General features: G+C 71.7%; 23 protein-coding genes. 15 read left to right on the forward strand and 8 right to left on the reverse strand.

Features of this window, described 5'->3' with window-relative positions:
* The first annotated feature begins 33 nt into the window (after positions 1-33).
* Positions 34-1149, forward strand: coding sequence for an Lrp/AsnC family transcriptional regulator (locus ASH01_RS20965; RefSeq protein WP_056780789.1), 1116 nt, complete (start codon positions 34-36; stop codon positions 1147-1149).
* A 53-nt stretch (positions 1150-1202) separates the two neighbouring features.
* Here ASH01_RS20965 and ASH01_RS23885 read toward each other — a convergent pair whose 3' ends face one another.
* Entirely contained in the window at positions 1203-1334 is a 132-nt protein-coding gene (locus ASH01_RS23885) for a hypothetical protein (RefSeq protein WP_268807415.1), read from the reverse strand.
* Positions 1331-2392, reverse strand: a complete 1062-nt coding sequence (locus ASH01_RS20970) for an AAA family ATPase (protein ID WP_056780792.1) — start codon at positions 2390-2392, stop codon at positions 1331-1333. The genes ASH01_RS23885 and ASH01_RS20970 overlap by 4 nt, the downstream gene beginning before the upstream one ends.
* A 215-nt stretch (positions 2393-2607) precedes the next feature.
* Between ASH01_RS20970 and ASH01_RS20975 the strand changes: the two genes are divergently transcribed.
* On the forward strand, positions 2608-3087 hold the full coding sequence (locus ASH01_RS20975; protein WP_056780795.1) for a group II truncated hemoglobin: 480 nt from the start codon (positions 2608-2610) through the stop codon (positions 3085-3087).
* Positions 3088-3207: 120 nt separating this feature from the next.
* Here ASH01_RS20975 and ASH01_RS20980 read toward each other — a convergent pair whose 3' ends face one another.
* From ASH01_RS20980 to ASH01_RS20995, 4 genes are all read right to left on the reverse strand, one after another.
* The gene (locus tag ASH01_RS20980; protein WP_056780798.1) at positions 3208-4038 is read right to left on the reverse strand and encodes an anti-sigma factor; all 831 of its coding nucleotides are present in this window, start codon (positions 4036-4038) and stop codon (positions 3208-3210) included.
* Positions 4035-4646, reverse strand: a complete 612-nt coding sequence (gene sigK / locus ASH01_RS20985) for an ECF RNA polymerase sigma factor SigK (RefSeq protein WP_156415698.1) — start codon at positions 4644-4646, stop codon at positions 4035-4037. Before sigK ends, ASH01_RS20980 begins: the two co-directional genes overlap by 4 nt.
* Positions 4647-4692: 46 nt before the next feature.
* Positions 4693-5355: a fasciclin domain-containing protein gene (locus ASH01_RS20990; RefSeq protein WP_056780801.1), complete on the reverse strand. Its 663-nt coding sequence runs from the start codon at positions 5353-5355 to the stop codon at positions 4693-4695.
* Between the two features lie 111 nt (positions 5356-5466).
* On the reverse strand, positions 5467-7035 hold the full coding sequence (locus tag ASH01_RS20995; RefSeq protein ID WP_056780804.1) for a molybdopterin-dependent oxidoreductase: 1569 nt from the start codon (positions 7033-7035) through the stop codon (positions 5467-5469).
* 104 nt (positions 7036-7139) lie between these two features.
* Between ASH01_RS20995 and ASH01_RS21000 the strand changes: the two genes are divergently transcribed.
* The gene (locus tag ASH01_RS21000) at positions 7140-8156 is read left to right on the forward strand and encodes an LLM class flavin-dependent oxidoreductase (RefSeq protein ID WP_056780808.1); all 1017 of its coding nucleotides are present in this window, start codon (positions 7140-7142) and stop codon (positions 8154-8156) included.
* 14 nt (positions 8157-8170) lie between these two features.
* Here the strand turns inward: ASH01_RS21000 and ASH01_RS21005 are convergent, their stop codons facing one another.
* Positions 8171-8716: an SRPBCC family protein gene (locus ASH01_RS21005; protein WP_235509687.1), complete on the reverse strand. Its 546-nt coding sequence runs from the start codon at positions 8714-8716 to the stop codon at positions 8171-8173.
* On the opposite strand from ASH01_RS21005, the gene ASH01_RS21010 reads away from it, so the two are divergent.
* From ASH01_RS21010 to ASH01_RS21030, 5 genes are all read left to right on the forward strand, one after another.
* Positions 8715-9749: an ABC transporter ATP-binding protein gene (locus ASH01_RS21010; protein ID WP_056780811.1), complete on the forward strand. Its 1035-nt coding sequence runs from the start codon at positions 8715-8717 to the stop codon at positions 9747-9749. The genes ASH01_RS21005 and ASH01_RS21010 overlap by 2 nt on opposite strands.
* Positions 9746-10492, forward strand: coding sequence for an ABC transporter permease (locus ASH01_RS21015; RefSeq protein WP_056780814.1), 747 nt, complete (start codon positions 9746-9748; stop codon positions 10490-10492). The genes ASH01_RS21010 and ASH01_RS21015 overlap by 4 nt, the downstream gene beginning before the upstream one ends.
* On the forward strand, positions 10489-11631 hold the full coding sequence (locus ASH01_RS21020; RefSeq protein WP_056780816.1) for a sensor histidine kinase: 1143 nt from the start codon (positions 10489-10491) through the stop codon (positions 11629-11631). The genes ASH01_RS21015 and ASH01_RS21020 overlap by 4 nt, the downstream gene beginning before the upstream one ends.
* A complete protein-coding gene (locus ASH01_RS21025) occupies positions 11628-12242 on the forward strand; it encodes a response regulator transcription factor (protein ID WP_056780819.1) in 615 nt (204 codons plus the stop codon). Before ASH01_RS21020 ends, ASH01_RS21025 begins: the two co-directional genes overlap by 4 nt.
* 98 nt (positions 12243-12340) lie before the next feature.
* Positions 12341-12709, forward strand: coding sequence for a YciI family protein (locus ASH01_RS21030; RefSeq protein WP_082620062.1), 369 nt, complete (start codon positions 12341-12343; stop codon positions 12707-12709).
* Between the two features lie 85 nt (positions 12710-12794).
* Here the strand turns inward: ASH01_RS21030 and ASH01_RS21035 are convergent, their stop codons facing one another.
* Positions 12795-13460 (reverse strand): HdeD family acid-resistance protein, encoded by a 666-nt coding sequence (locus ASH01_RS21035; protein WP_056780821.1) that lies wholly within the window; start codon positions 13458-13460, stop codon positions 12795-12797.
* Positions 13461-13622: 162 nt separating this feature from the next.
* Between ASH01_RS21035 and ASH01_RS21040 the strand changes: the two genes are divergently transcribed.
* From ASH01_RS21040 to ASH01_RS21070, 7 genes are all read left to right on the forward strand, one after another.
* Complete coding sequence (locus tag ASH01_RS21040; protein WP_056780823.1) at positions 13623-14852, forward strand: ATP-grasp domain-containing protein; 1230 nt, start codon at positions 13623-13625, stop codon at positions 14850-14852.
* A gap of 21 nt (positions 14853-14873) precedes the next feature.
* Complete coding sequence (locus ASH01_RS21045; RefSeq protein WP_056780825.1) at positions 14874-15800, forward strand: hypothetical protein; 927 nt, start codon at positions 14874-14876, stop codon at positions 15798-15800.
* A 5-nt stretch (positions 15801-15805) separates the two neighbouring features.
* Positions 15806-16948: an alpha/beta hydrolase-fold protein gene (locus ASH01_RS21050; protein WP_056780932.1), complete on the forward strand. Its 1143-nt coding sequence runs from the start codon at positions 15806-15808 to the stop codon at positions 16946-16948.
* Between the two features lie 28 nt (positions 16949-16976).
* Positions 16977-17705: an esterase family protein gene (locus ASH01_RS21055; RefSeq protein ID WP_056780827.1), complete on the forward strand. Its 729-nt coding sequence runs from the start codon at positions 16977-16979 to the stop codon at positions 17703-17705.
* 101 nt (positions 17706-17806) lie between these two features.
* Positions 17807-20209, forward strand: coding sequence for an ATP-binding cassette domain-containing protein (locus ASH01_RS21060; protein ID WP_056780830.1), 2403 nt, complete (start codon positions 17807-17809; stop codon positions 20207-20209).
* Between the two features lie 13 nt (positions 20210-20222).
* Entirely contained in the window at positions 20223-21224 is a 1002-nt protein-coding gene (locus ASH01_RS21065; RefSeq protein ID WP_056780833.1) for a serine hydrolase domain-containing protein, read from the forward strand.
* A gap of 280 nt (positions 21225-21504) precedes the next feature.
* Positions 21505-22794 carry an ABC transporter substrate-binding protein gene (locus tag ASH01_RS21070; RefSeq protein WP_056780836.1) on the forward strand — a complete coding sequence of 430 codons (1290 nt, stop codon included), beginning with the start codon at positions 21505-21507 and terminating at the stop codon, positions 22792-22794.
* Positions 22795-22820 lie beyond the last annotated feature (26 nt).

Consider the following 22820-nt stretch of genomic DNA (forward strand, 5'->3'; position numbering starts at 1 on the left):
AGCGGGCCGCACCAGTGACCGAGAATGGCAGCCATGCCACGAAGAGCCCGGAATGCGCAGGATCTCGCGACGAGTGCTGAGATTCCGCAGGATTCCGCCGCACGCGCCGACGAGCTGGACCTGGCGATCGTCAACTGCCTCCAGCTGCAGCCTCGCGCGTCGTGGACGCTCGTCGGCGAGGCGCTCGACGTCGACCCGGTGACGGTGGCCCGACGCTGGCAGCGACTCTCGTCGGCGGGCATCGCCTGGGTGTCCGGGCGGGCGACCGGGCAGGGGCGCCCCGAGTCGTGCCTCGCCGTCGTCGAGCTGAGCTGCAGCGCTGCCCAGACACTGGCCATTGCGCGGCAGGTCACCGAGCTGCCCCACGTGCTCAGCGTCGAGCACACGAGCGGGCCCCGCTCCCTGACGATCCTCGTCGAGGTGCGCGACCTCGCGTTCCTCTCCCGCTTCCTCCTCGAGTCGGTCGGCACGATCCCGGGCGTCGTCGCGACGAGCAGCCATGCGGTGACGAAGGTCTACTCGATGGGCGACCACTGGCAGCTGCACGTGCTCGACGCCTCGCAGCGCGCCGTCATGATGCGGGCGCCGCAGCCGCGTCTCGACGGCCTGACGTCCGAGCAGACCGACCTCGCCCGGGGCTACGACGCCGTCGACCGTCAGCTGATCCTGCTGCTCGGCGAGGACGGGAGGATGCCGGTGGCCACCATGGCAGCGCGGGCGGGGCTCAGCGAGAGCACGGTCCGGCGCCGGCTCGCCGACCTCGTCGGCAACGGACGCGTCGTCCTCCGGTGCGACATGGCTCTGCCGGACTCGGGGTGGCCGGTCATCAGCTGGCTCTGGGCCTACGCCGACGCCGGCGACATCGACGCGGTGGCCACGACCCTGCGCCGGCTGCCGGGCATCCGCGTGTGCTGGCGGATCTCCGGTGGCCGCCCCAACCTCATGATCGCCCTGACGACCCACTCGCTGACCGAGCTGTCGCACGTCGAGGCCCGGCTCGCGGCCGAGGTGCCGCAGATGACGATCCACGACCGGTCGATGGTGCTCCGTTCAGTCAAACGGATGGGTCGTGAGCTCGACCTCGACGGCCGCAGCGTCCGCTCGGTCCCGCTCGACATCTGGGCCGACGCGGCCGGCCCACCGCACTGACGCGCGTCGACCGATGGCGTATGCCGTCCGCGACCTCGGGTGGACGAGTCGCCTCAGGTGGCCGTCGCGAACCGCCGCGGCTTGCCCGGACCGAAGGCGGCCGCATCGGGCACCGGCTCGACGACGACGTGCTGGCTCGAGACGTGGCCGAGCCCCGTGTGTGCCTGCTCCCCTGACGTGGTCATCCACGCGGATGCGCCAGCCGGGTCGCGAACCCACCCGTCAGCCCAGGGTCGGCGAGGTCCCAGCCCTCGGCGACGACCTCGTCGACAGCGGCGGTGGCCGCGGCCAGTCGCTCGTCGCGCGTGCCCCGCACCTCGACCCACGGCACGCGGCGGGCCGTGAGCTCCTCGCGGAACCGACCCTGCATCCACGCGCGCCCGTGCTCGCCGTCGCGAATGCCGTCCGGGACGAAGGGGATCTCGTCGCCAGACAGGAGGTAGAGGGCCGGAGTCGGGCGGGCGTCGGCGAGGGCCCGCACGCTGGGCGACGGGGTGCCGACGTGGCGCTCGTGCAGGAGCGTCGTCGCGAAGGCGTCGGTGTCGCAGACGAGCAGTGGTCGCGGTGCGGCGGCGGCCCCCGCGTCCTCGAGGGCGGCCTGCTCGCGGGCCACGAGCTCGAACTCGGCGGTGTGCCACGGCCCGGTCAGCCCGCCGGCTCGCCGGTCGGTCCACTCACCCCAGAACTCGGGGACGACCGTCGTGCCGTAGTGCGCGCCCAGGGCGTCGGCCAGCGTCGTCGTGCCTGTCGACTCGGCGCCCACGACGACGACGCGCTTGGCGAACCACGCCCGGACCGGCGACGGCAGCGCCCACCAGGAGCCGGCGACGTCGGCACGCACCGCGGTCCCCGAGATCGGGGTCGAGGCCCGTCCCGGGTCGACCTGCACCCATGTCGCGCCGAGCCGGCGGGCCATCTCCTCGCCGTACGCGTCGCTCGTGAAGACCGCGTCCACGGGAGCGTCGAGGTGCGACTCGATGACGTCCATGTGCAGGTCCCAGACCTCCGGCGAGTCGAAGTCGACGTCGTGGTCGTCCGGGGCCGCGACGACGCGGGCCGTCGGGTGCTCGGCCTGCACCCAGCCCACGCGGACCTCGACGGGGATCGACTCGACGGTGTGCGCCATGACCTCGACGGTGACGCGGTCGCACGAGCTCGTCGCCGCCCGCACGAGCGCCTGGTGGCCGGCGTGGAAGGGGTAGAACTTCCCGATGACGAGCCCGTGCCCGTGACGCCCGGTCATCGTCCGCGCACGACGAGGGCCACGCATACGGCACCCGTGGGGAAGCCCGCCACCTCGATCCGGTCCATGGCAGGAGAACGTACCGGGACGACCGGCCCGGAGTCGCCGACGGAGCCGGCTGCTCACGTCGGCCGACGTCCCGACATCGCGGCAACCGACGGCCCACGATCATCAATCCGGGTGCGGCAGGCCGCCGGGTGGGGTGCACTGGCGTCATGGGTGGAGTCCACGAACCGGAGTTGCCGACGCTGTACGAGTGGGCGGGCGGTCTCGCGCCGCTGCGCCGGATGATCGACTGCTTCTACGACCGGGTCGAGCTCGACGAGGCCTTGTCGGGCTTCTTCCCGGGCGGGGTGTCGGAGCATCATCGAGCGCACGTCGCGGACTGGTGGGCCGAGGTGCTCGGCGGTCCTGCGACCTACACGGAGCGGCACGGGGGGTACGAGTCGATGCTCCGCCACCACCTCGGGCTGGCCATCACGCCAGCGCAACGGCACCGCTTCGCAGCCACGATGAGTCTGGCGACCGACGACGCCGAGCTGCCCGCCGACCCGGAGTTCCGGGCCGCGATCATCGGCTACCTCGAGTGGGGCACCCGGCTCGCCATGGAGAACTCCCAGCCCGGCGCCGAACCGGTCGAACGCGCTCCCACTCCACGGTGGGGCTGGGGCGTCGCGCCGCCGTACCTGGGGTGACCGATCCGGGAGTGGTCGGAGCGATTCCCGCCGGAGCGCGGAAGTCGGGCGGTCACGAGCTCCAGCTGGGGAAGCCGGGAGCGAGCTCGTGACCGCCCGACGTCCGGGCGACCGGTTGTCTCAGGCGAAGGCGATGAACGCGACGGGGTCGGAGGTCGGCTGGTCGGACCCGCCGTCGGGCTCGACCGTGATGCCGGCGCCCTTCGAGTGGCTGGCGTCGCCGCTCAGCACGACCACCTGGTCGCCGCCGCCGGGCATCAGGCCCGCCGAGGTCATGTGACCCGTCGCGTCCTGGAGCCACAGCTGGAAGACCTTGCCCGAGGGCGGCTGCGACATGCCGGACGTGACGATGACGGCCTTGTGGAGCGAGTTGGAGCGGACGACCGTGGCCGTCGCGCCGCCGGCGAGCCGCTGCCCGTAGCGCGTGGCGTCGGGGGCCGCGAGCACCTGGTCGGCGATGGCCCGAGACGGATCCTTGTCGATCTGCTTCCAGACCGTGAACCCGCCGATGGCGAGCACGGCCACCGTGGCGGCGGCGACGACGACCCGCCAGCCGCGGGCGAGCCCCCGGGTGGAGCGGGACCGGCGACGCTCGGTGAGGTCGTCGGCGTGCTCGACCTGGGTGGCCGGGGCTGCGGTGGCGGCCGGAGCCTGCACGGGCTCCGGGGGCGTGGACGACGTGACGTCCTCGTCGACGGACTCGTGCTGCGGTGCCGTGAGGGGCGGCAGTGGGCGGACGGTCGCGATCTCGGCGAGCACCTTGGCCCGGAGCGAGGCCGGCGGAGCGGCCTCGGTCAGCACCGACAGCTCCGACGCCGCGGCGACGAGGCTCTCGACCTCGGCCTGGCAGGCGGTGCAGCCGGCGAGGTGGCGCTCGAAGCGCGCACGCTCGACGTCGTCGAGGGCGTCCACGGCGTAGGCACCCGAGAGTGCGTGGATGTCTTCGCTCACAGTGTCACCCCCAACGTGTCTCGTAGTCTGATCAGTCCATCACGGATGCGTGTCTTCGCGGTCCCGAGTGGCAGGTCGAGCATGGTGGCCACCTCCGTATGGGTGTATCCCGAGAGGTAGGCCAGCTCGAGGGCCTGCCGCTGGACCGGTGTGAGCGTCTCTAGCGCCCGATGAACCCGCTCCGCATCGAGCCGTTCGACGACGGCCTCCGCTGTGGAGTCGTGGGTGACGTCCTGGTTGCTGGCGCCGTATCCCTCGTCGCGGTGACGGGCTGCCTCCGCCGACCGGACCCGGTCGACGGCCTTGCGGTGAGCGATGGTGAGCATCCACGAGAGAGCTGCACCCTTGCTCGGGTCGAACCGTGCGCTGTGCCGCCAGATCTCGAGGAAGACCTCCTGGGTGACTTCCTCTGACTGGGCCGGGTCGCGCACGACCCGGCGGACGAGACCGAAGAGCCGGGAGGAGACGGCGTCGTAGAGCTCTGCGAAGGCCGTCTCGTCTCCCGTCGCTGCTCGGCGGAGCAGCTGCTCCAGGGTGACTGGGCGGGCGGGTCCCCCCGGCGACTCATCGCCGGAGGGAACCACCGAGAACCGTGACATGGGGTCCATTGTGTCGCCCGTCGTCGTGGTCTGCGTCAGCCTGGTCAGGTGACGATCAGGGCATCAGGACGCCGTCGATGATGTACACCGTGGCGTTGGCGGTCGGGACGTTGCCGCAGATGACCTTGGCGTCGGCCTTGCCGACGGTGAAGTTCTCGCCAGAGCCCTTGACCGTGATCGTGGTGCCGGCGAGCGTCTTGTGGTCGCCCGCGAGCTGGTCCGGCGAGAGCTTGCCGGCCACGACGTGGTTCGTGAGGATCTTGGTGAGGGTCGGCTTGTCGGCGAGGACCTTCTTGAGGTCGGCGGCCGGGATCTTGGCGAACGCGTCGTTGACGGGCGCGAAGACGGTGATCTCGGGAGCCGAGTTGAGGGTGTCGACGAGGCCGGCGGTCTTGACTGCGGTGACGAGCGTCGACAGGAGCGGGTTGGCGCTCGCGGCGGTCGCGACCGGCGCGGTGGCCATGCCGTTGAACGAGCCGGCGCCGTCCTTCGGCACCGCGGCGCAGCCCTCACCGAAGACGGCCGCAGCGGCGTCCATCGACTCGGACGAGGTCATCGTGTCGGACGGCGTGCTCGTCATGGCGTCCGAGGACGTCGCGGCGGGCGTGCTGCCACCGGCGGCGGCGGTGTTGTCGCTGGAGCTGCCGCAGGCCGCGAGGCTCAGGGGCAGGGCGATGGCGAGGGCGACGAGGCCGGTACGGGTCTTCATGCTCTTCATGTCAGTCACTCCTTGTGGCTGTGTGGTGCACGGTCATCTGGGATTCGGTGCCGCTGTGGCTCCGGATTGCTTGTCGGAGAAGTTTTTTCGCGGGTTCTTGGCCGTATGCGTTCACGCGACGGTCACCACCACCTCCTGGATGCCGCTCGACCCGCTGGGGAACGGCGTGGCGCGTTCGGTGATCTGCGCCTGCCCCTCGAGGTCGGTCGCGCGCACCGCGATGCGGTGCAGTCCGGGCTTGGCGTCCCACGGGAGGTACCACTGGCGCCAGTAGTCGATGCCGACGTCGGGGCCGAGCTTGGTCTTCTGCCACTGGCCGTCGTCGATCTTGACCTCGACCGTGCCGACGCCGCGGTGCTGGGCCCAGGCGACGCCGGCAATGGCGGTCGTGCCGGCCTTGATCGTCGACAGGGGCGCGGGCGTGTCGATGCGCGCGCTCGTCTTGATCGGGGCGTCCGTCGCCCACTGCCGCTTCGTCCAGTAGGACTGGTCGGCGGCATACGTCGTCAGGGTGAGCTTGGTCAGCCACTTCGTCGCGCCGACGAAGCCGTAGAGGCCGGGCGTGATGAGGCGCGCGGGGAAGCCGTGGGTGTCGCTGAGCTGGGCGCCGTTCATGCCGATGGCGATCATCGCGTCGCGTCCGTCGCGGACGACGGCCAGCGGGGTGCTGATGGTGAAGCCGTCCACGGCGGTGCTCAGCACCTGGTCGGGGCTGCCGGTGATGCCGGCCCGGTCGAGGACGTCGGTCAGCTTGACGCCGAGCCAGCGGGCGGAGCCGATGTAGCCGCCGCCGACCTCGTTGGAGACGCACGTCATGGTGATGTCGCGCTCGATGAGCGGCATGGCGGCGAGCTCGGCGAAGGTCATCGTGAAGGGCTTCTCGACCATGCCGTCGACCTCGAGCGTCCACGTGTCGACGTCGACCTGGGGCACGACGAGGTTGGTGTCGACGCGGTAGAACTTGTCGGTCGGGGTGCGCAGTGGTGAGATGCCGGAGACGGTCGTCTCGAGCCCCTTCGGCAGCGCCTTGACCTTGTCGGCGGCGGCGGGCAGGACGACCTTCTTGACCGACTGGGCGCCGGCGCGCAGCTGGCCGCCGACGGCGGCGAGCGCGGCGAGGGCCGTGACGCCGAGTGCGCCGAAGAGGAAGCCTCGGCGTCCGGCCTTCGAGCCGGCCGTCGAGCTGTCGGGCCCGGTGGCGTTCGTCATGACCGCGTCCCGGGGGCCGGTGGTCTCCCGGACGACGTCGCCCGAGGCGGTCCGGGCGAGACGGGCGAGCCAGACGAGCGTGGCGACACCGGCCGCCATCGCGGCAACGGCGGGCAGCGCGTCGAGCGGGCGGGCCGCGGGCCGCAGCAGCGCGGCGGCGCCGGCGAGGCCGGTGAGCAGCACGATGAAGCCGACGGCGACGGGCATCCGGCGGCGGGCGAGCAGGCCGGCCACAGCGGCGAGGACGAGCGTCACGACGAGCACCGACCCCTGGAGGATCAGCTTGTCGTTCGTGCCGAAGGTCGCGATCGCCCATTCCTTGACGGGCGTGGGGGTCAGGTCGATCACGGTCGACCCGATGGCGAGCACCGGCGAGGATGCGGGGGCGAGGAAGCCCGCGACGAGGTGGCCGGCAGCGATCCCGGCAACCGCGGCGAGGATCCCGCTGAGGGCAAATCGTAGGCGCGTCATGACTCGTGGTTCGGCGCGAGAGGGCGATCCGGATTGTCGGTCACCCGGCGCCGGCGGGCGTGCGGCGGTGGGAAGAGCACGGGCGCCGCCGTTGTTGACCGCACGTGAAGAACATCGGATTCCTCTCGTTCGGGCACTGGAACCCGTCGCCGCACTCGGGCACGCAGTCGGCGTCGGACGCCCTGCTCCAGTCCATCGACCTCGCGGTGGCCGCCGAGGAGCTCGGCGCGGACGGCGCCTACTTCCGGATCCACCACTTCGCACGCCAGCTCGCGTCGCCGTTCCCGCTGCTCGCCGCGGTCGGGGCGCGCACGAGCCGGATCGAGATCGGGACCGGCGTCATCGACATGCGCTACGAGAACCCGCTCTACATGGCCGAGGACGCAGGGTCCGCCGACCTCATCTCCGGAGGGCGGCTCCAGCTCGGCATCAGCCGTGGGTCACCCGAGCAGGTCGTCGACGGCTTCCGCTATTTCGGCTACGAGCCCACCGACGGCGACCACGCCGCGATGGCCCGCCAGCACACCGAGGTCTTCCTCGACGTCCTGTCCGGCCGGGGCTTCGCCGAGCCGAACCCGCGCCCGATGTTCCCCAACCCGCCGGGGCTGCTCCGCATCGAGCCGCACGCGCCGGGGCTGCGCGACCGCATCTGGTGGGGCGCCGGCAGCCGGGCCACCGCCGAGTGGACGGCCGAGCAGGGGATGAACCTCATGAGCTCGACCCTCCTCACCGAGGACACCGGCGTGCCCTTCCACCAGCTGCAGGCCGAGCAGATCCAGCGCTTCCGCGACGCGTGGACGGCGGCGGGGCACGAGCGGGAGCCGCGAGTCTCCGTGAGCCGCAGCGTCTTCCCCATCGTCGACGACTGGGACCGCGCGTACTTCGGCCGCGAGTCGGCGAGCCAGGACCAGGTCGGACACATCGACGGCGGGACCGCCCGCTTCGGCAAGACGTACGCCGGTGAGCCCGACCAGCTCGTCCGTGACCTCGCGGAGGACGAGGCGATCGCCGCCGCCGACACGCTGCTCCTCACCGTGCCCAACCAGCTCGGCGTCGACTACAACGCCCACGTCATCGAGAGCCTCCTGACGCACGTCGCTCCGGAGCTCGGCTGGCGCTGACCGCCGCGCTCCCCTCAGCCGCGCGCGAGCAGCTTGCGGAGGGTGGAGCCGTATGCCGCCCCGGCGACCTTCGCGACGACGGGGTCGAGGAGCGTGGGCACGCCTCGCACCCCGATGTGCTGCGTCCACCGGACCGTCGACCCGGCGGCCGTGGGCGTCACGAGCAGGTCGATGCGTCCGCGGACGACCTTGCCCTCCTTGCGGATCCGGGCGCTCCCGGCCGAATGTGTCGTCGGCTGGACCACCGACTGCACGACCATGACGTCGTCGAAACCCACCGGCCCGACGCCCGTCCGCGCGACGAAGCGCGACCCCTCGACGAGCTCGCTCGCGCCCATCGCCTCGCCCGTCACGGTCGTGAGCGGGATGACGGCCGTGTGCGCGCGCAGGTCGAGGATCCGCCGCCACGCCTCGGGTGCGGGCAGGGGGGAGTCGAGGTGCACCTCGAAGTCGGCCATGGGGTCAGTCTGTCCGGTCCGGCGCCCCGTGACACCTGTCACGCGCAGGACGTGACGCCTGCTGCTGACGCGGAGCATCGCCGAGCGGGAGAGTTGGGTCATGACCACCACACCTCGTCCGGTCGACGGCGCCTCGGGGGCGCCGGCGATCGAGCTGCGTTCGCTCATCAAGAGCTTCCCTTCCCGACGCGGGTCCCAGGATGCCGAGGTCCGTGCCGTCGACGGCATCGACCTGCGCATCGAGCCCGGCGAGGTCGTCGCCTTCCTCGGACCCAACGGTGCCGGCAAGACGACGACCCTCGACATGGTGCTCGGCCTCACCGAGCCGACGAGCGGCACGGCCGAGGTCTTCGGCCGGCGTCCTCGCGAGGCCGTCGTCGGCGGGCACGTGTCCGCCGTCCTCCAGACGGGCGGGCTCCTGCGCGACCTCACCGTCCGCGAGACGGTCCGGATGATCGCGTCGACGTATGCCGTCCACTCCCCGGTCGACGAGGTCATCGACCGTGCCGGGCTGAGGTCGCTCGCCGACCGCCGCGTCTCCAAGTGCTCGGGCGGCGAGCAGCAGCGGCTGCGCTTCGCCCTGGCGCTCCTGCCCGACCCCCGGCTGCTCGTCCTCGACGAGCCGACGGCGGGCATGGACGTCACGGCCCGGCGCGACTTCTGGGACACGATGCACGCCGACGCCAGCGCGGGCCGCACCGTCGTCTTCGCCACGCACTACCTCGAGGAGGCCGACGCCTTCGCCGACCGCATCGTCCTCATCGCCGGCGGCCGCATCGTCGCCGACGGCACGACGGCCGAGATCCGGTCGCAGGCGAGCGGACGCACCGTCTCCGCGACGCTGCCGCCGGGCTCGGTCGCCGAGTCCGTCGCGAGGCTGCGGACGGTCGGCGGCGTGCACCAGGTCGAGGAGCGCGGCAACCGGGTCGTCGTCACGGCCGGCGACTCCGACACCGTCGCCCGGCTGCTCCTGCTCGAGCTCGGCGGCACCGACCTCGAGATCGTCACCGCCGGCCTCGAGCAGGCCTTCATGACCCTGACCGGTGACGGCCGCGACGCCCGTGACGCCCGTGACACCGGCGACGCCCGGGACGCCCGCGACGCCACGACCCCCGACGAGGAGCTCGTCCGATGAACGCCACCTTCACGCTGCTCGAGATGCGCCGGATCACGCGCGACTGGGCGGGCATGTTCTTCACCGCCGTGCTGCCCGCCTTCTTCTACCTCATCTTCGGCGCGACGGTCGACGCCAAGGACGCCACCATCGGCAACGGCAACGTCGCGATGTACGTCATGATCAGCATGGCCGCCTACGGCGCCGTCACCGCGACGACGAGCATCGGCGGCAACGCGGCCGTCGAGCGACAGCAGGGCTGGGGGCGCCAGCTCGGGCTCACGCCGCTCGCCGACTCGTCCTACATCGCCATGAAGGCGCTCATCGCCATGACCGTGGCGGCCGTGCCGATCCTGCTGACCTTCGCCCTCGGTGCTGCGACCGGCGCTCGCGGTTCGGCGCAGGCCTGGGTGCTCAGCGCGGTGCTCTGCCTCGTCGGGTCCGCCGTCTTCGCCGTCTACGGCCTGCTCGTCGGCACGGCGTTCCGCTCCGAGGCCGCGGTCGGCGCCGCGAGCGGCACCATGGTGATCTTCGCCTTCCTCGGCAACGTCTTCATCCCGCTGTCCGGGGCCCTGCTGGCCTTCGCGAAGTTCACGCCGCTCTACGGGTACGCCGCCCTGGCGCGCTATCCGCTCACCGAGGGCTACCTGCCCGACGGGTCGCAGGACCCGCTGTGGGTGCCGATCGTCAACGTGCTCGCCTGGCTCGCGATCTTCGGGACCGCCGCCGTGCTCCTCGTGCGCCGCGGCCGGGAGCGCCAGTGACCCAGCGGGCGTCGGTCTCCGGCGTCCCGGGCGCCCCGGGTGGCCCGGCCACCGACCCGGCGCCGGGGCGCAACCCGTGGGAGCGCTTCGGCTGGGTCGTCCAGTCGGTGTGGCTGGTCTTCCTCGTCTTCCCCGTCATCGCGATCGTCTCGAGCGGTCTGCCGGCCTGGCAGGTCGTGCTCGGGCTGGCGCTCGTGCTGACCTTCGCCGTCGTCTACGGCCTCGGCGCGCAGCACCTCCAGCGCCTGCACCGGAGGTGCGCGCCGACGCAGCGTCGGGGTGTCGGCTACCTGCTCGTGCTGGCCGGCTGCGCGGTCGGGCTGGTTCCACTCATCGGCGCCGGCAGCCTCGGCTTCCTGCCCTTCGTCGTGTCGTTCGGGATGTTCGCGCTGCCGCTCGCGTGGTCGATCGCCCTGGGCATCGCGTGCGTGGCGATCGCGACGGCGGTCGCGGTCTTCGTCGACCCCGACGAGGGCACCTGGGTCGTGGCCATCATCGTCTTCGCCGTCGGTGCGATGACCGGGGCGGTCCGGCTCATGACCGACCGGGGTGAGGACTACGAGCGGATCTCGCGCGACCTCGCCATCGTCGAGGAGCGCGAGCGCGTGGCCCGCGACGTCCACGACGTGCTCGGTCACTCGCTCACCGTCGTCACGGTCAAGGCCGAGCTGGCCGAGCGTCTCGTCGACCTCGACCCCGAGCGGGCCAAGGGCGAGCTCGCCGAGATCCAGGCCCTGAGCCGTCAGGCGCTCGCCGAGATCCGGGCGACCGTCGGGGGCCTGCGGGTGGCCCGCCTCGGTGACGAGCTGGCCTCGGCGCGGACGGCGCTCGCCGGCGCCGGCATCGAGGGCCACGTGCCCGACGACCCGAGCGCGGTCGACCCCCGCCACCGCACGGTCCTCGCCTGGGTGCTGCGCGAGGCGACGACCAACGTCGTGCGCCACAGCGACGCCGACGCCTGCTGGGTCGAGCTCGAGTCGAACCGTCTGACCGTCCGCGACGACGGTCGCGGCCTCGGCGAGCGGCCGGAGGGGAACGGCATACGCGGCCTGCGTGAGAGGGTCGAGGCCGCGGGAGGTCGGCTCTCGATCGAGACGGGCCCCGAGGGCCACGGGACCGTGCTGGAGGTGGTGCTGTGAGCACGACGATCAAGGTGCTGCTCGCCGACGACCAGGCCCTGGTGCGTGGGGCGCTCGCGGCGCTGCTCGCGCTCGAGCCCGACCTCGAGGTCGTGGCCGAGGTGGGGCGCGGTGACGAGGTCGTCGACGCCGCACGTGCCTCGGCCGCCGACGTCTGCCTCCTCGACATCGAGATGCCGGGCGTCGACGGCATCGCCGCCGCGGCCGCCGTGCGCGACGCGCTCCCCGGCGTACGCACGCTCGTCGTCACGACCTTCGGCCGCCCGGGCTACCTGCGTCGGGCGCTCGAGGCCGGCGCGTCCGGGTTCGTCGTCAAGGACACTCCGGCCCGCCAGCTCGCCGAGGCTGTGCGGCGCGTGCACGCCGGGCTCCGCGTCGTCGACCCGTCACTCGCCACCGAGTCGCTCGTCGACGGAGCCAACCCCTTGACCGAGCGCGAGCGCGAGGTGCTCGGGGTCGCGCTGCGCGGTGGCACCGTCGCCGCCATCGCCGGGGTCGTCCACCTGTCGCCGGGCACGGTTCGCAACCACCTCAGCGCGGCCATCGGCAAGACCGGCACGTCGACGCGCGCCGAGGCCGCCCGCGTGGCCCAGGAGCGTGGCTGGCTCTGACCGATCTTTCGAGGATCGAAGTGTCGAGTCGGGTCGCCCCCGTTCGACGTCGTGGTGGAGGCTGGGACGGACCCGGCACGAGACGCAAGGAGAGACCGATGCGCTACCTCATGATCCACAAGATCGACGAGTCCCGCCCCGAGGCCTGGAACCCGAGCCAGGAGTTCCAGGACGCGATGGGCGCGCTCATGTCGGAGTACGCCGAGTCGGGCATCCTGCTCGCCGCCGAGGGCGTGACGCAGAGCAAGGACGGCGCGATCCTCCGCAAGACCGAGGGCGCCGGCGTCACGGTGACCGACGGCCCGTTCAGCGAGGCGCGCGAGGTCATCGGCGGCTTCGCCCTCGTCAACGTCGAGAGCAAGGAGCAGGCGCTCGAGCTGGCCGGGAGGTTCGCCTCGCTCTTCGACGAGGTGTCGGTCGAGGTCCGCCGGGTCTACGAGTTCGAGGACCTGCCGCAGCCGTCCTGAGCCGACCGACGTCGTGGAGGTTCGTACCCCTCGGACGGGGTGCGAACCTCCACGCTGTCGTGTGCCGTCCGGTGGCGCGAGCGGGTCAGGCGGTGGCCGGCGCCGGGGTGCTGCTGCTGCCGGCGGCCCGGCGCGCCATGAAGGCCGCGACGAGCTCGACGATGCCGATGACGATGAGCGCGATGCCGGCGATGCGGGTGAGCACGACGAGCGACGAGCCCGGGAAGATCGCGACGACGAGGCCGCCGAGGATCGAGACGACGCCGCTGACGATGAGGAAGACGCGGGTGCCGGTCGTCCGGTCGGAGCCGAAGCCCTGGACGAGCGCGGCGATGCCCTCGGCGATCCAGCCGATCGCGATGAAGATGGCGATGACGGCGAGCGAGGTGCCGGGTCGGAAGAGGCAGATGATGCCGGCGATGATCGAGAGCACGCCGAGCCCGATGGAGACGGGCTTGAGCCAGCCAGGGTCGCTCGGCAGGTCGCGCGTCACCGACAGGCGGACGGCCCCGGCGACGATGAGCTGCAGCCCGAACATGATGGCCACGATGAGCAGGGTCGCCTTGGGCCAGACGAGCACCATGATGCCGAGGATGACGGACAGGATGCCCATGGCGATGAGGGCGCCCGACCATCCGGACGAGGTGGCCGGGGACGCCCACGTCGCGGCGGCCTCGCGGCGCGTCCTCGGTGCGTCGGGTGCGGGGTCGGTCGGGTCGGGTGACGCTGCGTTCGGGACGGTGCTCGACATGGCTTCCTCCGTAAGGGGTGAGGTGCTGCCCGAGGTGCGGCACCACCAGTCTCGTCCCGATCAGCCCCCGGTGCTCGCTTTTGCCCCGCGACCCGCGCGGCGGCACACGGGGCGAGTGGCCGTCCGTGGCGGGCCCCCCGGTGGACCGATAGCGTCGACGCCGTGAACATCATCTTCGTGGAGCCGTCGTTCCCGGCGAACCAGCGTCGCTTCGTGCACGCGCTCGCCTCGGTGGGCGCGAACGTCTACGGCATCGGTGAGTCCGACGAGGCGCACCTCGGCGACGAGGTGCTGGGCGCGCTCCGCGGCTACTACCGCGTCGGCTCGGTGACGAACGTCGACCAGATGGTCGAGGCGGTCCGCTACTTCCAGGACAAGGTCTGGATCGACGCGCTCGAGGCGACCGTCGAGGCGCACACGATGCCGGCGGCGCAGGTCCGCGAGGCGTGCGGCATCCCCGGCACGAGCGTCCGCACGACCTGGCTGTGCCGCGACAAGCCGTCGATGAAGGAGGCGCTGCGCCAGGCGGGCGTGCCCACCGCGGCGAGCGCGGCCGTCGACTCGGCCGCCGAGGCGCGCGCGTTCGCCGAGCGCGAGGGCTACCCGCTCATCCTCAAGCCGCGCGCGGGCGCCGGCGCGCAGGGCACGGTGCGCGTCGACTCCGACCACGAGCTCGAGCAGGCGCTCCAGGGCTACGCCCGCGAGGGTGCGAGCTCGATCGCCGTCGAGGAGTTCGTCGAAGGTCACGAGGGCTTCTACGACACGATCAGCCTCGACGGCCGGGTCGTGCACGACTGGGCGACGCACTACTACCCCAACGTCCTCGAGGCGATGCGCCAGCGCTGGATCTCCCCGCAGTTCATCACGACGAACCGCATCGACGAGCCGGGCAACGCCTTCTACACCGAGGTGCGTGAGCTCGGGCGCCGCGTCATCGAGGCGCTCGGCATCGAGACGTCGGCCACGCACATGGAGTGGTTCTATGGCCCCAAGGGCCTGAAGTTCAGCGAGATCGGCGCCCGCCCCCCGGGTGTCGGCGCCTGGGACGTCTACTCCGCGGCCAACGAGGTCGACGTCTACCGCGAGTGGGCGCACGTCATCACCCACCGCGCGCCCGAGCGCCAGATGCAGCGCACGTATGCCGCCGGCATCGTCGCGCTCCGCCCCGACCACGACGGGTCGATCACCGGCTACACCGGCATCGACGAGATCCAGTCGCGCTACGGCGAGTGGGTCATCGACGGCCACTTCCCGCCGGTCGGGCACGGCACCCAGGGCGTCGAGGCCGGCTACATGGCCAACGCGTGGGTGCGACTGCGCCACCCCGACTTCGACACGGCGCGCGCCATGCTCGACGACGTCGGCCGCACGATCCACGTGCACGCGGGCTGAGCGCGGTTGAGCCCTGTCCTGATGTCGACGACGATCCTGCTCGGCCCCCAGCGGTTCACGACGACCGTGGGCGCCACCGTGCGCTCCCTCGGCGTGACCGGCCGCATCGCCATGGTCAACTCCGGCTGGGAGGAGCGCGAGTCCGACGACGCCGAGCTCGCCGGCCACCTCGACGGGCGCGGCGTCAACCTGCGCCTGCACCACCGGATGATGGACGTGCTGGCCAAGGACCAGCACTTCGCGGCGGCGGCGGTCGCGTTCCGCGACCGGATGGACGAGCTGCGCGCCTTCTACGGCATACGGCTCCAGGCGGCGATCGACGCCGTGCACGCCGTCGCGCACCGGACCTCGATCCACGCCGTCGGCCCCATCGCCGAGGAGTCCGCGATGGAGGCCGTGCGCGAGGTCGACCGGTGGTATGCCGCCGAGCTCGAGGAGCTCTACGGCTCGGTCCGCGCCACCGCGCCGCTCGACGAGAGCGGCACCATCGGCTGGCACCGGGGCGAGATCGGTGCGCTCCTCGACGAGTGCGAAGCGGTCGTCATCGCGGGTGGCAACGTGCGCACCCTGCTGCGCACGCTGCGCGTCTTCGACGTCACCCTCCGGCCGGAGCAGTCCGTGGTCGCGTGGTCGGCCGGTGCGATGGCCCTGACCGACGAGGTCGTGCTCTTCCACGACTTCACGCCCCACGGCGTCGCCGCGGCCGAGCTCCACGACCGGGGGCTGGGTCGGCTGCCCGGGATCGTCGCGCTGCCGCACGCCAAGAGGCGGCTGCTCCTCGACGACCACGAGCGCATGTCGGTGCTGGCCCGGCGCTTCGCCGAGCACCGGCTGCTCCTGCTCGACGACGGGGCCGTCGTGCGCTTCCCCGACGGCGCGACCGAGCTGCCGGTCGGTGCGCGCGTCATCGACCGCACCGGTCACGTCTCGGTGGTGGGGGTCGCGTGAGCGCCATGGAACGCCTCGCCGTCAACCGCCTCCGCGAGCGACTGCCGCTCGACGGCCCGACGATCGACCGCTTCGTCGAGCGCTACGGGTGCCCGATCATCGAGGGCGAGCGCGCGACCTTCCTCTACCGGGGCGACGTCGACGAGGTGTGGGTGCGCCACCGCGTCGTCGGCCTGCCGGATCCCCTGCCGCTCAAGCGGATCGGCGAGTCCGACCTCTGGGCCGTCACGACCGTGCTGCCCGAGGGGTCGCGGGTCGAGTACCAGATCGAGATCCGCAAGGGCGACCACTACGAGCGCTTCAACGACCCGCTCAACCCGCGCCTGGCGCACAGCCCGATGGGGTCGTCGTCGGTGTGCGCGGCCATCGGCTACCGCGTGCCCGACTGGGTCGCCCACGACCCCGAGGCCCGCCCCGGCACCCTCGTCGAGGAGCAGGTCCACAGCAAGGCCCTGCGGCGCGACCAGCCGGTGCAGATCTACCTGCCGGCGCGCTTCAACCGGGCGCAGCGCTATCCGCTCCTCGTCGTCCACGACGGCACCGACTACCTCCAGTTCGCCGCGATGAAGACCGTCCTCGACAACCTCATCCACCGGCTCGACGTCGACCCGCTCGTCGCGGTCTTCGTGCCGCCTCGGGACCGGCTCAAGGAGTACCCCAACCACGCGCCGCACGCCCGGTTCATCGCGCGCGAGCTCGTGCCGCTGCTCACCGAGCGACTCCCCCTCATCGACACCCCGGAGGCGCGCTGCCTCATGGGCAGCTCCTTCGGCGGCATCGCGTCGCTGTCGACGGCGGTGCGCTACCCCGGCTTCTTCGGCTCGCTCATGCTCCAGTCCGCCTCGCTCGTCTTCACCGACATCGGCTTCGACCACGGCGGCGGCCCGGCCTTCGACCCGGTCGTGAAGTTCGTCAACCGCTTCCGCGAGAAGCCGTCGGCGGTCGTCGACCGCCTCTTCATGTCGTGCGGCGTCTACGAGCCGCTCATCACCCCGAACCGGTCGATGGTCCCGGTCTTCCGCCATGCCGGCATGACGGTGCGCTACACGGAGTCGCGCGACGGCCACAACTGGGAGAACTGGCGCGACCGTCTCGGTGACGGACTCGCGTGGCTCTTCCCCGGACCCCAGAAGTTCGTCTACGAGTGACGAGCGCAAGTGAGAAGGCAGGTCACCCATGAAGGTCACCGACCGGTGGTACTCCGACCGTCTGGGCCAGGACATCAGCGTCGCGAGGTGGGGCTCCTACGGCGCGCCCGTGCTGCTCTTCCCGACCGCGGGGGGTGACGCGGAGGAGGTCGAGCGGCACAAGATGATCGCGCACCTCGAGCCGCTCATCGCGGCCGGCCGAGCCAAGGTCTACTCCGTCGACAGCGTCGCGGGGCGGGCCCTGGCCGAGGGGCGCGGCACGCCCGACCACCAGCTCGCCCTCTTCAACGGCTTCCACGAGGCGATCGCCCGCGAGGTCATCCCGGCGATCCACTCCGACCTCGGCGGCCAGCCGATCCCGGTCACCGTCGCGGGCGCCTCGATCGGCGCCTTCAACGCCCTCGCCATCACGTGCCGCTACCCCGAGCTCGTGCAGTCGGCCGTGTGCATGAGCGGCACCTACGCCATCGAGCAGTTCCTCGGCGGGCACGTCAACGACGACCTCTACTTCAGCTCGCCGCTGCGCTTCCTGCCCGGTCTCGAGGGTCCGGCGCTCGACGTTCTACGCACGCGGATGATCGTGCTCGCCTCGGGCAGCGGCCGCTGGGAGGACGTCGGCGAGTCCCGTGCCGTCGCGCACCTCCTCGGCAGCAAGGGCATCCCCAACCGCGTCGACGACTGGGGCACGGCCTACGACCACGACTGGCCGACGTGGTGGGCGATGCTCCCGCTCTACCTCGACGACCTCCTCCCCTGACGGCATACGCCCTCTCTCCCGGTCGAGGGCCGCTCGGTCACGCGTGAGGTCGTCGGGAATCGGGAGGCCCGGGGTGGGCGCGGGGCCGTAGCGTACGTCGCATGGAGTCGAAGAGCACCGCTGCGAAGACCGCGTCGCGCCCCTCCGCCGGGTCCCACCCGGCCGACGTCCACGACATGATCCGCGTCCAGGGCGCGCGCGAGAACAACCTCAAGGACGTCAGCCTCGACCTGCCGAAGCGCCGGCTCACGGCGTTCACCGGCGTCTCCGGCTCGGGCAAGAGCTCGCTCGTCTTCGCGACCATCGCCGCCGAGTCGCAGCGGATGATCAACGAGACCTACAGCGCCTTCGTCCAGGGCTTCATGCCGTCGCTCGCGCGCCCCGACGTCGACTACCTCGACGGCCTGACGACGGCCATCATCGTCGACCAGGAGCGGATGGGTGCCAACCCGCGCTCGACGGTCGGCACCGCGACCGACGCCAACGCGATGCTGCGGATCCTCTTCTCCCGCATCGGGACCCCCCACATCGGGCCGCCGACCGCCTTCGCCTTCAACGTGCCGACGCGGGTCGCGAGCGGCGTCATGAAGACCGACAAGGGCAACCGCCAGGAGACCTCGATCGTCCGCGAGGCGGTCTACCAGGGCGGCATGTGCGCGCGCTGCGAGGGGATGGGGTCGGTCAACGACTTCGACCTCACCGCGATCTACGACGAGAGCAAGTCGCTCGCCGACGGCGCGCTGCTCGTCCCCGGCTACAGCATGGACGGGTGGTACGGCCGGATCTTCAGCGGCGCCGGACTGCCCATGGACAAGCCGGTCGGCAGGTTCACCGAGCGCCAGCTCCAGAAGCTGCTCTACGGACAGCCCGAGAAGATCAAGGTCGAGGGCGTCAACCTCACCTACGAGGGCGTCCTGTCGAAGGTGCAGAAGTCGATGCTGTCCAAGGACCTCGACGCGATGCAGCCGCACGTGCGCCGCTTCGTCGAGCGGGCGGTCACGTTCACGACCTGCCCCGAGTGCAAGGGCACGCGACTGTCGCAGGAGGCGCTGAGCTCGAAGATCAAGGGCAAGAACATCGCCGAGCTGTGCACCATGCAGATCAGCGACCTCGCCGAGTGGCTCCGCGACGTCGACGACCCGTCGGTCGCACCGCTCCTGCGGGGGCTGCAGCACCTGCTCGACTCCTTCGCCGAGATCGGACTCGGCTACCTCTCGCTCGACCGGCCCGCGGGCACGCTGTCGGGTGGTGAGGCCCAGCGCACCAAGATGATCCGTCACCTCGGCTCGTCGCTCACCGACGTCACCTACGTCTTCGACGAACCGACGATCGGGCTCCACCCCCACGACATCGCGCGGATGAACCAGCTGCTGCTCCAGCTGCGCGACAAGGGCAACACCGTCCTCGTCGTCGAGCACAAGCCCGAGACGATCGCCATCGCCGACCACGTCGTCGACCTCGGCCCGGGCGCGGGCACCGCGGGCGGTGAGGTCGTCTTCGAGGGCACCGTCGAGGGACTGCGCAAGAGCGACACGACGACGGGCCACCACCTCGACGACCGGGTCAACCTCAAGGCCTCGCTGCGCCAGGCGACCGGGGCGCTGCAGGTCCGCGGCGCGTCGACCCACAACCTGCGCGACGTCGACGTCGACATCCCGCTCGGGGTGCTCTGCGTCGTCACCGGGGTCGCCGGGTCGGGCAAGAGCTCGCTCATCCACGGGTCCGTCGCCAAGCGCGACGGTGTCGTCGTCGTCGACCAGGGTGCCATCCGCGGCTCGCGCCGGAGCAACCCCGCGACCTACACCGGACTGCTCGAGCCGATCCGCAAGGCCTTCGCCAAGGCCAACGGCGTCAAGCCCGCGCTCTTCAGCTCCAACTCCGAGGGGGCCTGCCCGGCCTGCAACGGCGCCGGCGTCATCTACACCGAGCTCGGCGTCATGGCGACGGTCGAGTCGACGTGTGAGGAGTGCGAGGGCCGGCGCTTCCAGGCCGCGGTGCTCGAGTACGAGCTCGGCGGGCGCAACATCGCCGACGTCCTCGCACTGCCGGTGGCCGAGGCGCTCGACTTCTTCGACGCAGGCGAGGCGCGCACCCCTGCCGCCCACACGATCCTCGAGCGGCTCGCCGACGTCGGCCTCGGCTACCTCACGCTCGGCCAGCCGCTCACGACGCTGTCCGGCGGGGAGCGCCAGCGCCTCAAGCTGGCCACCCAGATGGCCGAGAAGGGCGACGTCTACGTCCTCGACGAGCCGACGACCGGCCTGCACCTCGCCGACGTCGAGAACCTGCTCGGCCTGCTCGACCGGCTCGTCGAGTCGGGCAAGTCGGTGCTCGTCATCGAGCACCACCAGGCGGTCATGGCGCACGCCGACTGGATCATCGACCTCGGACCGGGGGCCGGTCACGACGGCGGCAACGTCGTCTTCGAGGGGACACCGGCCGACCTCGTCGCCGACCGCCCCACGCTGACCGGCGAGCACCTCGCCGCCTACGTCGGGGCCTGACCGGGCGCGCGCCGTGGACCTCGACGCCGCGGTCGCCGATGTCGTGCGCGAGCACGGCTTCTCGGGTGTCGTCCGCGTCGACCTCGCCGGCGAGGTCGTGCACGCCTCGGCACACGGTCTCGCCGACCGTGCCCACGACCTGCCCAACACGCTCGACACGCAGTTCGGGACCGCCAGCGTCTGCAAGGGCCTGACCGCGCTCACCGTGGTGAGCCTCGTGGCCGAGGGTCGCGTCGCCCTCGAGACCCCTGTGCGCGCGGTCGTCGGCGACGACCTGCCCGACATCGGGGAGGACGTCACGATCGAGCACCTGCTCTCCCACCGTTCGGGCATCGGAGACTACCTCGACCAGGACGCCGACCTCGACGCCTCCGACTACGTCATGACCCTGCCGGTGCACCGTCTCGCCACGACCGAGGGCTACCTGCCGGCCCTCCGCGGACGACCGGCGAAGTTCGCTGCGGGAGAACGCTTCTCGTACTGCAACAGCGGCTTCGTCGTGCTCGCCCTCGTCGTGGAACGGCTGACCGGCACGAGCTTCCACGAGGCGGTCGAGGAGCGAGTCTGCGCCCGCGCCGGGACGGTCGACACGGCATACCTCCGCTCCGACGAGCTGCCGGGGCGCGCTGCGCTCGGCTACCTCGACGCCGTCGGGCTGCGCACCAACGTGCTGCACCTTCCCGTCCGTGGCAGCGGTGACGGTGGGATGTACATGACGGCCGACGACCTCCACGCGCTGTGGGACGCGTTCCTCGGCGGTCGCATCGTCGACCCGCCCTGGGTCGCCGAGATGCTGCGCCCGCGCACCGACGTCATGGACGACGGCCGGCGCTACGGCCTCGGTGTCTGGCTCGACGGGACGGGTGACGGGGTGGTGCTCAACGGCTACGACGCCGGCGTCTCGGCGGTGACCCGGCACGAGCCGTCGCGGGACCTGACGTGGTCGGTCCTGGCCAACCGGAGCGACGTCGCGTGGCCGGTCTCGCAGCGCCTCCGCGAGGTCCTGGCGGGCTGAGGCCCCCCCTCGGGGAGTCCGCATGGCGGACCTCCGGGCGCGACGCCCCACGCCGTCAGGGATGCCTCCGGGCAACACACATGGACCCGCGGCGGTCTGCTCTGCAGGCCTGTCCCGGGTCTGGATCCGACCTGTCCTACGGATTGACAGGTGATCGAATGTGATCGATTGTAGTCCCGCCCAAGCACAAACGAGCGATCAGGCTTGGGTTGCCCGATGACGTGCACCGGACCGCAGCGGCCTCCCGCCAGCCGCGGACCCCCCACCCAAGGAGTCGCGAATGCGCAGAACGTCCACGCTGGCCGCCACGGCCGTGCTCACCCCGCTGCTCGTGCTCGGCCTCGCCGCGTGCGGCCAGTCCACCGGCGGCGCCACGGCCGACGCCCAGCCCGAGTCGGGGCCGGTCACGATCTCCTACGGCATCTGGGACAAGAACCAGATGCCGGCCATGCAGAAGATCGCCGACGAGTTCCACGCCGCGAACCCGAACGTCACGGTCAAGATCCAGGTGACGCCGTTCAAGCAGTACTTCACGACCCTGCAGACGGCCGCCGCCGGCGGTGGCGCCCCCGACGTCTTCTGGATGAACGGCCCCAACGTCAAGCTGTACGCCGCGAACCAGCAGCTGCTGCCCCTCGACCAGACGATCAGCCGCGCCAAGCTCGACCTCGCGAAGTACCCCGAGGCCCTCGTCGACCTCTACACCTACGACGGCAAGAGGTACGGCATCCCGAAGGACTTCGACACGATCGGCGTCTGGTACAACAAGGCGCTCTTCGACGCGAAGAAGCTCGCCTACCCCAAGGACGACTGGACCTGGGCGGACTTCCAGTCCACGGCGCGGGCACTCACCGACAAGACCAAGGGCGTCTACGGGGCCGCGGCACCCGTCGAGGACCAGGCCGGCTTCTACGACACGATCCCCTCGGCCGGTGGCCAGGTCATCGACGCCGCCGGCACCAAGAGCGGCTTCGACTCCCCCGAGGCGCTCCAGGGCATCGAGTTCTGGACCTCGCTCGTCAAGGACGGGGCGTCGCCGACGGTCCAGCAGATGACCGACACGAGCCCCGGCGACATGTTCAAGGCCGGCAAGGTCGCGATGTACTGGAACGGCTCGTGGGCCGCGGTCGAGTACAACGGCGTCCCCGAGCTCAAGGACGCCGTGAACGTCGCGCCGGTCCCCGCCGGGCCCAAGGGCCAGGTCTCGGTCATCCACGGCCTCGGCAACGTCATCTACGCCAAGACGAAGCACCAGGACGCCGCGCAGAAGTTCGTCGGCTTCCTCGGCGGAGAGCGCGCCGCGCAGATCCAGGCCGACGCCGGCGCGGTCATCCCCGCCTACGAGGGCACCCAGGAGGCGTGGGTCAAGGCGATGCCGCAGTTCAACCTCAAGGCCTACGTCGACGAGGTCGCGACCGCCGTGCCCTACCCGGCGTCGAAGAACACCAAGGCGTGGACGACCCTCCAGACCGACCTCCTCACGAAGGTGTGGAACGGCGAGGCCGACGCGGCGACGGGCCTCAAGGACCTCGCCACGCAGATGAACGCGGCGCTCGCCAAGGAGAAGTGACCGTGGCGGGCGTGCTCACCGGTAGG

Source organism: Terrabacter sp. Soil811 (assembly GCF_001429655.1).
In the GTDB taxonomy this organism is placed as follows: domain Bacteria; phylum Actinomycetota; class Actinomycetes; order Actinomycetales; family Dermatophilaceae; genus Terrabacter.

Excerpts from the sequence above, each read along its gene's own strand:
- ASH01_RS20970 (WP_056780792.1), bottom strand. The coding sequence starts at position 2,392 with ATGACCGGGCGTCACGGGCACGGGCTCGTCATCGGGAAGTTCTACCCC.
- ASH01_RS20975 (WP_056780795.1), top strand. The coding sequence starts at position 2,608 with ATGGGTGGAGTCCACGAACCGGAGTTGCCGACGCTGTACGAGTGGGCG.
- ASH01_RS20995 (WP_056780804.1), bottom strand. The coding sequence starts at position 7,035 with ATGACGCGCCTACGATTTGCCCTCAGCGGGATCCTCGCCGCGGTTGCC.
- sigK (WP_156415698.1), bottom strand. The coding sequence starts at position 4,646 with ATGGACCCCATGTCACGGTTCTCGGTGGTTCCCTCCGGCGATGAGTCG.
- ASH01_RS21050 (WP_056780932.1), top strand. The coding sequence starts at position 15,806 with ATGGAACGCCTCGCCGTCAACCGCCTCCGCGAGCGACTGCCGCTCGAC.
- ASH01_RS21030 (WP_082620062.1), top strand. The coding sequence starts at position 12,341 with ATGCGCTACCTCATGATCCACAAGATCGACGAGTCCCGCCCCGAGGCC.
- ASH01_RS20965 (WP_056780789.1), top strand. The coding sequence starts at position 34 with ATGCCACGAAGAGCCCGGAATGCGCAGGATCTCGCGACGAGTGCTGAG.
- ASH01_RS21010 (WP_056780811.1), top strand. The coding sequence starts at position 8,715 with ATGACCACCACACCTCGTCCGGTCGACGGCGCCTCGGGGGCGCCGGCG.
- ASH01_RS21015 (WP_056780814.1), top strand. The coding sequence starts at position 9,746 with ATGAACGCCACCTTCACGCTGCTCGAGATGCGCCGGATCACGCGCGAC.
- ASH01_RS21055 (WP_056780827.1), top strand. The coding sequence starts at position 16,977 with ATGAAGGTCACCGACCGGTGGTACTCCGACCGTCTGGGCCAGGACATC.
- ASH01_RS21070 (WP_056780836.1), top strand. The coding sequence starts at position 21,505 with ATGCGCAGAACGTCCACGCTGGCCGCCACGGCCGTGCTCACCCCGCTG.
- ASH01_RS21045 (WP_056780825.1), top strand. The coding sequence starts at position 14,874 with ATGTCGACGACGATCCTGCTCGGCCCCCAGCGGTTCACGACGACCGTG.
- ASH01_RS21060 (WP_056780830.1), top strand. The coding sequence starts at position 17,807 with ATGGAGTCGAAGAGCACCGCTGCGAAGACCGCGTCGCGCCCCTCCGCC.
- ASH01_RS20990 (WP_056780801.1), bottom strand. The coding sequence starts at position 5,355 with ATGAAGAGCATGAAGACCCGTACCGGCCTCGTCGCCCTCGCCATCGCC.
- ASH01_RS21035 (WP_056780821.1), bottom strand. The coding sequence starts at position 13,460 with ATGTCGAGCACCGTCCCGAACGCAGCGTCACCCGACCCGACCGACCCC.
- ASH01_RS23885 (WP_268807415.1), bottom strand. The coding sequence starts at position 1,334 with ATGACCACGTCAGGGGAGCAGGCACACACGGGGCTCGGCCACGTCTCG.
- ASH01_RS21005 (WP_235509687.1), bottom strand. The coding sequence starts at position 8,716 with ATGACCCAACTCTCCCGCTCGGCGATGCTCCGCGTCAGCAGCAGGCGT.